General features: G+C 52.6%; 11 protein-coding genes and 2 pseudogenes. 3 read left to right on the plus strand and 10 right to left on the minus strand.

Annotated features, from left to right (window positions below; genetic code table 11):
* Together H7A81_RS22780 and H7A81_RS22785 are read left to right on the plus strand one after the other, a co-directional pair.
* Positions 1-203: pseudogene (locus H7A81_RS22780) on the plus strand (hypothetical protein); the annotation flags it as partial.
* Between the two features lie 174 nt (positions 204-377).
* Positions 378-1073 (plus strand): hypothetical protein, encoded by a 696-nt coding sequence (locus tag H7A81_RS22785; protein ID WP_182058800.1) that lies wholly within the window; start codon positions 378-380, stop codon positions 1071-1073.
* A gap of 771 nt (positions 1074-1844) precedes the next feature.
* Here H7A81_RS22785 and H7A81_RS27930 read toward each other — a convergent pair.
* The 5 genes and pseudogenes from H7A81_RS27930 to umuD all read right to left on the minus strand — a co-directional run bounded on the left by H7A81_RS27930 (position 1845) and on the right by umuD (position 5552).
* Positions 1845-2333, minus strand: coding sequence for a RepB family plasmid replication initiator protein (locus H7A81_RS27930; RefSeq protein WP_304622202.1), 489 nt, complete (start codon positions 2331-2333; stop codon positions 1845-1847).
* Between the two features lie 651 nt (positions 2334-2984).
* Entirely contained in the window at positions 2985-4031 is a 1047-nt protein-coding gene (locus H7A81_RS22795; RefSeq protein WP_182058801.1) for an FUSC family protein, read from the minus strand.
* Positions 4032-4327: 296 nt separating this feature from the next.
* Positions 4328-4546, minus strand: a complete 219-nt coding sequence (locus tag H7A81_RS27810) for an SOS response-associated peptidase family protein (RefSeq protein WP_255479022.1) — start codon at positions 4544-4546, stop codon at positions 4328-4330.
* Positions 4539-4856 (minus strand): SOS response-associated peptidase family protein, encoded by a 318-nt coding sequence (locus H7A81_RS27815; protein ID WP_255479023.1) that lies wholly within the window; start codon positions 4854-4856, stop codon positions 4539-4541. Before H7A81_RS27815 ends, H7A81_RS27810 begins: the two co-directional genes overlap by 8 nt.
* 281 nt (positions 4857-5137) lie before the next feature.
* Positions 5138-5552: pseudogene (gene umuD / locus H7A81_RS27570) on the minus strand (translesion error-prone DNA polymerase V autoproteolytic subunit).
* Between the two features lie 434 nt (positions 5553-5986).
* Between umuD and H7A81_RS22805 the strand changes: the two are divergent.
* Positions 5987-6250: a hypothetical protein gene (locus H7A81_RS22805; RefSeq protein ID WP_255479024.1), complete on the plus strand. Its 264-nt coding sequence runs from the start codon at positions 5987-5989 to the stop codon at positions 6248-6250.
* A gap of 146 nt (positions 6251-6396) precedes the next feature.
* On the opposite strand, the gene H7A81_RS22810 is transcribed toward H7A81_RS22805, so the two are convergent.
* The 5 genes from H7A81_RS22810 to H7A81_RS22830 form a co-directional block, all read right to left on the minus strand.
* Positions 6397-6651, minus strand: a complete 255-nt coding sequence (locus tag H7A81_RS22810; RefSeq protein WP_182058802.1) for a biofilm development regulator YmgB/AriR family protein — start codon at positions 6649-6651, stop codon at positions 6397-6399.
* Positions 6652-6751: 100 nt separating this feature from the next.
* Positions 6752-7024: a hypothetical protein gene (locus H7A81_RS22815; protein WP_052206155.1), complete on the minus strand. Its 273-nt coding sequence runs from the start codon at positions 7022-7024 to the stop codon at positions 6752-6754.
* A gap of 138 nt (positions 7025-7162) precedes the next feature.
* Positions 7163-7414: a regulatory protein YcgZ gene (gene ycgZ, locus H7A81_RS22820; RefSeq protein WP_182058803.1), complete on the minus strand. Its 252-nt coding sequence runs from the start codon at positions 7412-7414 to the stop codon at positions 7163-7165.
* Positions 7415-7700: 286 nt separating this feature from the next.
* Entirely contained in the window at positions 7701-7952 is a 252-nt protein-coding gene (locus H7A81_RS22825) for a hypothetical protein (protein WP_182058804.1), read from the minus strand.
* Positions 7953-8213: 261 nt separating this feature from the next.
* On the minus strand, positions 8214-8450 hold the full coding sequence (locus H7A81_RS22830) for a DUF2171 domain-containing protein (RefSeq protein ID WP_182058805.1): 237 nt from the start codon (positions 8448-8450) through the stop codon (positions 8214-8216).
* Positions 8451-9404: the final 954 nt, after the last annotated feature.

Genomic DNA, 9404 nt, shown 5'->3' on the forward strand with positions numbered 1-9404 from the left:
CCGTCTGGCGCAGGAAGAGCAATTGGATGCCAAACAAGCCGAGCAACTCACGCAACTGTTGTATACCGTTGCCTGCGCGCATCACCGGCGAGCTGCCGGCGCTGGATGCGCTCCTGAACCGTTCAGGCTGGCGGCGCGTTGCGGCCGCAGGTGAAGATGAGCTTCTGCATCACCTGCTGGCAGACGGCTTCGTCAGGGCATAAGGGCCCGTGCGGGCATCATGATGCCGCCAGGTGACGTCTATGCCCGCCGTACTGCGCCTTAAATCGGGTGGCCATCGTATTCTCTCGGAAAGTCACCACATCAGCTATTACCGACTCAGGCATCAGAAATGAACCAGTAAGGATGCTCCCGGATAAAACAAGGAAAATAACGTCATGAAAAATGAATTTCACCCACAACTGCTGGAAGATGCCGCGGCCTGGTTGTTCTGGACGCTGGTATCCCGCGACGGGTTTGAGCTCACGCTTAAAAATCTTTTACAGACCCGGGGCCAGTCCGTGCTCAGCAACCCTGAGCGGGAAGCGATTTTCCGGCGCTTTCCGCTCGACGGGATGCCTGCATCCTCGTTCAGCGCCTTCTGTACTGCGGTTGCTGAGCATGCGTACGCCCGGGCCGTGCGGGAAGAAAATCTTACCGGCATGATTTACAGCGAGGACCGCTTAAGCGGGCGGACATCTTCCGCCGCTGGCATTTCTGCTTCGCATCTCAATTTACCAGTGACGATTGACGGCGACAGGTTTCCCCGGTGTGGTTCCCTCTGCCTGCGCGCGCCCCTGCCCGCGGTCGCGTTCGCGGATTCGCTGCCCCCTGAAGGTATCCTGCGCATTGCGGATACCCGCGCCCTGGGTTTCAGCATGCCGCTCTGGTTGTCTCCCCAGACGGTCAGCCAGGTAGATTCCCGTCTGTGGCTTATCACGGGAATATTTTATATCCCTCAGCATCCCGAGCTCACAGACCGTGCCTGGAAAGAGGTCATACCCAACGCCGTCTGCGCCAGGGAGCGGATAGTCATGGAGAAGGATGGGGAAGCAGTGAGCCTCGACTTCCACTGGCACAGTCGCGCGCACTGAGACCATTAAAAGAGTAAGTTTCGGTGCTGGCAACAGCAAGCGTGTCAGCGGGACGTGCTGCAATTCTGAGGGAGCGCATAAGAACAGTGCTGAGCCATCATCATTCCGGTTGTCACTTATACCTAGTGTAAATAGATGAGGATAATCAGCCTGCCAGCTGCAGGTAGTGGCCCGGCGTGGATGGCAAATAATTTCAGAGATCTGTCTTAAGATCTAAAACATCCCCGTTTTTTACGGGCTGTGAATGCAGAGATTACTCAGGACCCCTCCTGTCAGCAAACTCGTTATTACAGGAGGGACCCTGGGTAAGTGTGTGCTGGCGGGATTAGAATCCCGAAAATGTGCGCTGGCGGGGAAATACGGGTTTCTGTCCCGCCAGTGCACATCGTCAGGGCGTCCCCAGACTCAGATGCGAGGTGAAAAAGAGCCCTGCCCGACAGCACACACTGACAAACAACCCCTGATCACACCCACATATGCTGGTAATCTGCTTGAGAGCGTGCCCGGCAGCACACATGTTTACTTATACCGTTATGACCCGGCTGTAGACGATCATTGCAAATCAGAGGGTTTTAATTTTTGGGTTACGTTATTAATAATAAGGTAATTCTCACGTTCTTTACGGACAAGTGAGAATTCCAGATATCCGATTTTCTGCAACTGCTTTAGCGCTTTTTGATCGTGCGATTTTGTTCGCTCACCGAGCTGGAGAGCGAAAGGCGTTCACGCAGGCGCGCAAAGGCCACAGGTATGGGGTGAGCGAGAAGTCTTTCAATAAGGGTATAAATCGCCTACGCCGCCTCTTTTTTTTTGAAACGCCTTAATCGCATGCTGTTGCAGGAGCACGCGATAATCGAGCTGAAAAAGCTCACTGAGCTCCTCATCGGCTTCCAGCCTAACAATGTCTTTGTCAGCGTCAAAATAGCCGGTTTTGAGCAGGCCTGTCTGGGAGCTACCACGTACTTCTTTTACCCGTTTAAACGAGACCGACATGTTACGCAGTTTACCCAGCGACCCATGAATTGCATTGCGTAGACGACTGTCTAAGCGTTTGGCTGAAAATCCGCAACCCTTTGCAAAATCAGTAAATTTTAGCTCGATTTTATTTGAATTAAGGCCGTGCTTGCTGAATGCACAGATGACACCAATCCAGACCTTGAAGTCGCAGTCCATATCCAGACGCGGGCCCGCAATATTGATGTTGTCGTAACCTTCAGCTTTGGCGATATTCAGCTGGGAAAACAGCTCGGAGGCAACCACAACATTATTTTTCCCTGCGACTTGGAAGGTTTGGGCACAAAAACTACCAGTCGCATAAGGGCGACGGGCTGCACAGTATTATTAGAATTAACTGTGAGTTTTTTTCCCCCTGATGATCATGTCGCTGTATAACGCATCGAAAATAAAAGTGTTTTATTTTATTTGGTTATATGAATTCCCTGAACGTATGTGCTGGTCAAGAGTATGATCCGGGCGCTTCCCACCAGAACACACAATACATCCCGGCATGACACATTGCTATCCCGCTGATACACAACCACCCGTGCAGTGCACATCGGGATCTGGTCTCATACCAGTCATGCCAGGCTTCACAGGACGCCGGGATCTGTATGGAACTATAAGGATCATAATGGAACTGTTTCTGGATCGTTCCTGTGGATTTGTGAATAAGATCGTTAATGAAAGAGCGCGGCCTGAGTCTGCAGAACATTTCTGGCATCGCTCTGCAGAATGGCTCCCTTCATTCATCGTGTGAGCGGGAGGATTCTGCTGCCCGACATCATGCACTGGCCTTCGCAGGTGACCTGCATGCCATGAATTTTTTTGTCGGTATTTATCCTGACGTTCGTAACAGGCGCTATGCTATCGTGCCCGGCCGATCGTTAAGTGAATGGCATGAATAATAGAATATCATTCTGGCCCTGAGCGGCTTAGCTTAAGAATTTGTTCGCGCGTGGCCATTCGGGTAAGTATGATCGCCAGAATAGCCGTTGCCCCTCCCAGGGCAGTAGACTCAAACCGGTGAATGGCAATACCTGTCTGAGGGATGCCGAATCCTGAGATCATGAAAACAACCATTGTAGTGATGAGAAAGCTGAAGAGGCCATACGATCGATTAATCATGGAATAAGAGAATGTGAAGGCAGCGAATCCGGTGATAATAAATCCAGCCATTATAAATAACGAACTGCTGCAATAATCGATGAGGCCAGCTGCCGTAATACAGCCTGTCAGCGTTCCAAGCACACGTGCCTGCACTCTTGATAAGGTATCCCGGTAATTATTTCGCAGGCAGATGAGCAGCGTCATACTCGCCCAGTAGCCATTTGTCAAGTTTAGCAGATGAACTGCCGTCAGCGCACCAGCCATCCCCAGGATGCCGCATATGACCGACCATTGCAGATGGACACGGTGTCTGTACTTTACAAGAAAATGCATTAAAAAACGTTTCCACGTGCCTGGGCTGAAATCGCGAAGCTGAAAGCTTCGTCGCTGGAAGATTATTGCCAGAATTATTATCTGTAGTATTCCGCCTGCACCGACAAGGCCGGCACGCAGAAAGGCATAATTTGGGCTTCCAGCAAAGCTGCCCGAGACGAGGTAACTAATTGTCCACTGCTGCAGCATCCACCATGCACTGACATCGATGTTAGCCATTACCACATACAAGCCGGTATAAAGCAGTGCACCGGCCAAATACAGGGGAAATATATTTCCAGTCAGACTACCCAGCCAGGTAGCAAAAATAAGACCCGCTACAGTGGTTGCGAGCAGCGACAGTGATGATCCCCCCCATGTTTTGTTTGCTCCGAAAGCAAGGGTAATCGCGCCACTTGTTGCGATACTGGCTGCGGCAACATGGTCGGTCAAATAGCCTGCAACGCTGATAACGATGATGGCGGGCAGGCAGTAAAACCCCAGCGTAATATCGTGTCGGATACCCGGTTCAGACGGCATGAGATCTCCGGTATACAAACAGGGCTGAGTAATGGCCAAAAATGAGAAATCCAGCTGCGGCCTTCGTTGATAACACTGTTTTCTTCTCCTTTCAAATTCCTGTTGATCAACTTTTAGAATACTTCGTTTTAAGAGCCACTACGGGCAGCATTCTCCGTGCCCTTATTCTTCCGGTCCAGCACTCTGACCTGATGTTTCTGACATACTCACGTCGATTTATATAACGTGGTGAGATTTATGTCTTCATCAGTTATAAGAGGGCATCCCCGCGAAGAAACGATTTTACTACGAAAAGTTCATTCATTCTCCTCCGGGATGGCATAAATCAACTCGCTGCCCTGATGATGAATGTTACCCACTTTTCTGCTGACCGGGTACCACGTGAACGCCGTTTCGGGAAGGGCTACGGCGTGCGCAATTTCTTCTGCCCGCTCAGGTGACGTGTCGGCGCTAAGCCACTCGCAAACGGCGTCAGGGGTAATCACCAGCGGGTGCCTGTCATGAATATCAACCATGCCCCTGTTGCTGCCTGACGTCACAATCACAACCCTTCTTTTCCGTGGTCATATCTGTACAGCTGCCTGCCGCCGTTTCACCGCGTGCATTAATCAGCGGCTGCTTATCCCACCACTCCGGGCCATAGCCCCAGAGCACGGTGTCGAGTCGCAGAGCATCGTGCTGTCCGTTGAGGAGCAGCACACGCGTGCCCGGCGCAACGTTATACCGGCCGATGGGCTCAGTGTCGAAGGTGATCTGGTCCGGCTTCAGACCCATCGCATCAAAATACTCGTCAAGGCTGATGTACTGCGCAAATCTTCCACACATGATGACCTCCCGCTGATGCTCTAAGGATAGCGGCTTATACTGATATCAGAGATGTCATCCGGCGCGTGCGCGTTGTAAACAGGCGCTGTGAGGAGCACGTATGAATTATTATCAGAATCGGAGTCAGCCCGCCGTCAGAGCGGACATGGCGCATGACTGGCCGCTTGCCGCCTCGCATTGGCAGACGCTGCTCAGGCGGCCGGCCGCCCAAACCTGGCGACAGTGGATAATCGGGCGCGTACAGTATTGAAGGGCGCGCGCATGTGACATGCCCCCTGACACTAAAACCACCAGGTCACCACGCCGAGCAGCTGCAGCTCCTCCGGGTAATAGCGGGATTCATCGGCAGGAGCGCGAGCCTTGGCTGCAGCTGCAGGCGCTTGACCGTGAACTTCCCGTTCACCTCCGCGATAACGATGTCCCCGTGTCAGGCCTCTTCGGCCCGGTCAACCACCATGACGTCGCCGTCATAAAGACCAAGGCCTTCCATGCTGCTGCCGCTCGCCCGCACAAAATTGTAGAGGCGCGCCGGCGGATGCAGAGCTCATTGAGGTCAAGTTCGTTTTACACTCAGTCCGCGGCAGGAGAGGGGAAGCCTGCCGCGCAGGGCTCAGCATAAAGTGGTACGCACACGCGCGAGGTGAAAATGGGTGGCCAGAGCAGCGTCAGGCCGGGACTGTAGGCGGCGGGTTTCATGATCCTGTCCCCGAAGCGTCTTTCATATGGTCGGTAAGCGCTGTGTGCAAGGCGTGCATATAAAATCCTCATCCTGAATGCACTGTTTTTATGTATAGAATTATTGAGTGAGTTTTGTCTGGCAAGCGGAAGCCTGGCGGAAGGAGGTGGAAATGAATTTATCTGGCTGAGGCGCCAGCAAAAAAATATTTCGGGCAGGTTTATTCAGCGGCAACTATGATGACTGCGGGTCATAGGCCGCGGGGAGGCGCCCTCTGACTGTACATCCGAAGCCCGGCGTTCCGCCGCCGGGCTTCATTCTGAAGTCGGCCTACAGTAACCGGGCAGGCCTTCAGCGGCAGACGTCTTGCCATAATGCTGTACTGGGCACGACCGCATGTGTAATCGCTTCCTGATTTTCACGAAGGAAAGCCTGAATCAGTCCGGGAGAGATATTGAAAAAAGTTCTTCATCCCGCCAGCCCCACGGACGTAACAGACAGACAGTCTCCGGAAATAAGCCCTGACCCCGGTCACGCCGAAATCTGCGAGGTCACCGGTCAGGCCGTAAAAGCGATGCTTGTGTACGAATCTGAAGAGGCGATATCCATACAGCATCTCTCAGGAGTACTGTGGCGGATGAGCATCAGCGCTCCCGAGCTCTGGAAGAAAAAAGCCTGTCTGGCCGCTATCGGCCTGCTGGCTGAGCGCCTTCACTGACTCAGGACCTTCATATTCAGGAACAAACCTGCGGGTCGTTGGCTCATCCTGACCTACAGGTGACCATTACCCCGTCCGCTTAAGCAGAAAAGGCCTGCGAAGCAGGCCTCATACAATCAGTGTTGTGGCTTCGTTGCCGAACCGGACTACGCGTCCTCTTCCTCTCGCGAATACCCCACAACAATCTCCAGCGCGCCGCGCAGTACATCAAGCCTGACGACGTCAGATGTGCTCTCCAGCTCTGCTATCAGGCTGAGAATCACGTCCTTTCGCAGCACGCGTCCGCCCTGAGCCTTCAGTCGTGCAAATACCGCGCTGATGATTTCTGACTCAGCGGCCAGCTGATCGCCGCGCTGATTAATTACACTGAGAATTTCTTCTTCGGTTTTGTTCTGCTGCATAACCCATCATCCGGGACAGATAAAGAGGAGGGCGCCGCGGGCGCCCGGGCTGTCTGCAGACTCCGTTCTGCCTCCGCCCGTGGCGGAGATACGTTACCGGTCAGTGCCGGCGAGTGCCTGGCGGAGGCGCATCCTCCGTCATAAACAGCGACTCCGGACTCTGTACGAGCCGGGCGCCAGGAAGCGCCGCACTGACCTCATCAAGCGCCAGTTTCAGGGCCTCAGCCCTGTCTGGATGCGTTTCACGCGCGGCCATTTCCATCAGCCTGACGGCAACCGTTGCACCCGATACCGGTGCATTCTCGCTGAGCAGACCGAGGACGGCCTCACCGATAACGTGGTCCATAAGCATTTCAGTTTTGTTTCTGTACATACCACTTCCCGGGTGTCAGTAAAGGGACGCTTTCCTGTACCTGCCGCCGCTGACGCGGCTGGCTGACGTTACATCCGCATGCATGACCGGATGTGATATCCACGCCGGAGAAGGCACTGCTGTGGGCAGATACCTGATTCAGAGAGCCTCTTCCCGGCCAAACAGCAGGCCAATCAGCGTGCGGCAGAGCTGCTCCTCTTCTGCACTGCCCGAAAGCTCCAGACGACGTACGAGCTTTGCGCAGATGGCCGTCCGGTTAAGGGCGGCGCCGCTGTGCAGGATTTCCACCACGACCTGCCCCAGCATGGCCTGCTGCGAAGGAAGTTGGGCGTCGGTGAAATAACGGGCTATGTCTCCCGCAGTATCAGGTTTCATGCTGTTCTGGCGCATAGTCATTTCTCTCGAAAAGAATGGTTAAAATGTCATCGGGTGATGATGCGCGGAAAGTTATACAAAATATAAAAACCTGTACAGAGATATTTTTGACGGTGAAATGAATTTTTTTAGCAAAAAATGCTAATCATTATAAATCATGAGGATGAATAACTTGCTTTACGAAGAGCGGAAGCGTCATCTCTTACAGTTTCTCCGGCCGGCACGCGCAGAGCGCGCCCGATGCGATGCTGGTTTTTCATCGTCGTGTCCCGGCCGGGGGCGTTCTACATTCCTAGTAATGCTATCCGTCGTTTTCCAGACCCGCCATCGTCATCCAGTGCAGCTCGGCCGACTGGCGACTGCCGTAATGACGGAAACCCTGCAGCCAGCGTCTGGCATCAAAGATCCCCGCAAGCTTCTCGTCGCTGACGTCAGCTTCGGCTATCGCGGCGAACTCCTTCATCAGGGACTCGGCCGTGATGTCCAGGCCGGCGACCGCCGCCTCTCCAATAGTGATTTGGCCTTTCTCATCGTCATGATAAAAACTCAGCAAATCCTCCTTCCCAGGAAAATAACAACATCAGGACTGAATATAGACGCCTATGGCCCTTTAACCAGAAGAAAAATCTGTCATATGGATAAGAAATAAAATATTGGCTTTGTGTGGCGGAGTTGCCGGGTATAGAACAGAATATAAATGCGTGAGAAAAACTGCTGTGCATAGTGCCAGGGGAATATGCAGTCAATACAATAAAGCTTTAAAAAACAATAAAGCTTTAAAAATTAGCCGCGGCATTTCAGCCGCGGCGTTTCATCACACAGCCTGCCACTCACTTTCAACTTCATCTTTAGATTTGGAAAGAATGACTTTATTGTCATCCACTTCCTTAACCCAGCTGAAGGGGATGATGTGATGCTGACCGCCGGCTTCCGGGTCACTTTTCGCCAGCTTGATTTTGTCATCACCCTCAAAGTGGTCAACAATACCCACGTGCTCGCCGGCAACGTCCACTACCTGCGCATGGTCCAGAATTTCTGCTTTATCAACCATAATTAACCCTTATTAACGTCTGTTGAATGATGGATTAACCCAGTCATCATGCTGGGTATGCTTTTAAAGCGTGGCTTATTAATCTGTATGGCGTCAAGAAATTAACATAATGAAACATCTGCCTCATCGCAGTTTATGGCGCATACATCTATCCCGCCTTTCAGCCCCGAGGCTGCAGAGGCCGGTCTGACAACTGTTTACCTGGTACCATGATGAAAGCGCCGGCTGGATTAGATCCAGACTCAATTAAGGTAACCTATTGAATTATCTACGGGCACGTCCGGGCCTTTTTCTGGATACGGCAAGCTGATTTCCAGCATTCTGAACGCTGCAGAAATGATTGCAGACGCCCCACTGAATTTGTGGCGTCTTTACTAATGCTTTTCTCAAAGCAGGCTATTATTAATCTGCAAGACAGGTGTCAGGATGACGCCGCCCTGGTATCAGATGGCCCGGATCCGTTCCGGGCCTTTCTGTTTCTGCAGTCTGGTATGTAATCTCAGCAACGCATTAATGCCCTCATTGCAAATCAGACGCTTCCTGGCAACGTTCACTGAATATAACGTTATTTTGAAGACGTGCGTAACTTCTCTGCTGACACCAGTGTGACGTATTGCAATAGCTGACATATTATCAGGAACCAACATCGCCGGCTTCAGACCGGACGTGCTCACTCCTGTTGCTCCCGGGTTTCGCCGCCCGGGATTTTTTTTCCTGCTCTGTCCGCCAGCGAGCACAGAACCCAGCGAGCACAGAACCCAGCGAGCACAGTACTAGGTCACCCTTCTGTTCTCACGCTCTCCGTCATCTCCCCGAGAAGTTGAACAAGGCGCTCACGGCTCACCTGTTCTGATTTCAGTGACGGCATCATGCTTATAAGCGACAGGGTCACCGTGGCGAGTCCGACGGCGCGCTTAACTTCCTTCGCATTTTCATAACTTTTGTACGTGCGCA

The organism is Pantoea sp. ME81 (genome assembly GCF_903970985.1).
GTDB lineage: Bacteria > Pseudomonadota > Gammaproteobacteria > Enterobacterales > Enterobacteriaceae > Pantoea > Pantoea communis.

What these genes read in the sequence shown, in the direction of transcription:
- H7A81_RS22815 (WP_052206155.1), bottom strand. Translation starts at nt 7,024, where the DNA reads ATGTACAGAAACAAAACTGAAATGCTTATGGACCACGTTATCGGTGAG.
- H7A81_RS27815 (WP_255479023.1), bottom strand. Translation starts at nt 4,856, where the DNA reads ATGTGTGGAAGATTTGCGCAGTACATCAGCCTTGACGAGTATTTTGAT.
- H7A81_RS27810 (WP_255479022.1), bottom strand. Translation starts at nt 4,546, where the DNA reads ATGGTTGATATTCATGACAGGCACCCGCTGGTGATTACCCCTGACGCC.
- H7A81_RS22785 (WP_182058800.1), top strand. Translation starts at nt 378, where the DNA reads ATGAAAAATGAATTTCACCCACAACTGCTGGAAGATGCCGCGGCCTGG.
- H7A81_RS22810 (WP_182058802.1), bottom strand. Translation starts at nt 6,651, where the DNA reads ATGCAGCAGAACAAAACCGAAGAAGAAATTCTCAGTGTAATTAATCAG.
- H7A81_RS22795 (WP_182058801.1), bottom strand. Translation starts at nt 4,031, where the DNA reads ATGCCGTCTGAACCGGGTATCCGACACGATATTACGCTGGGGTTTTAC.
- H7A81_RS22830 (WP_182058805.1), bottom strand. Translation starts at nt 8,450, where the DNA reads ATGGTTGATAAAGCAGAAATTCTGGACCATGCGCAGGTAGTGGACGTT.
- ycgZ (WP_182058803.1), bottom strand. Translation starts at nt 7,414, where the DNA reads ATGCGCCAGAACAGCATGAAACCTGATACTGCGGGAGACATAGCCCGT.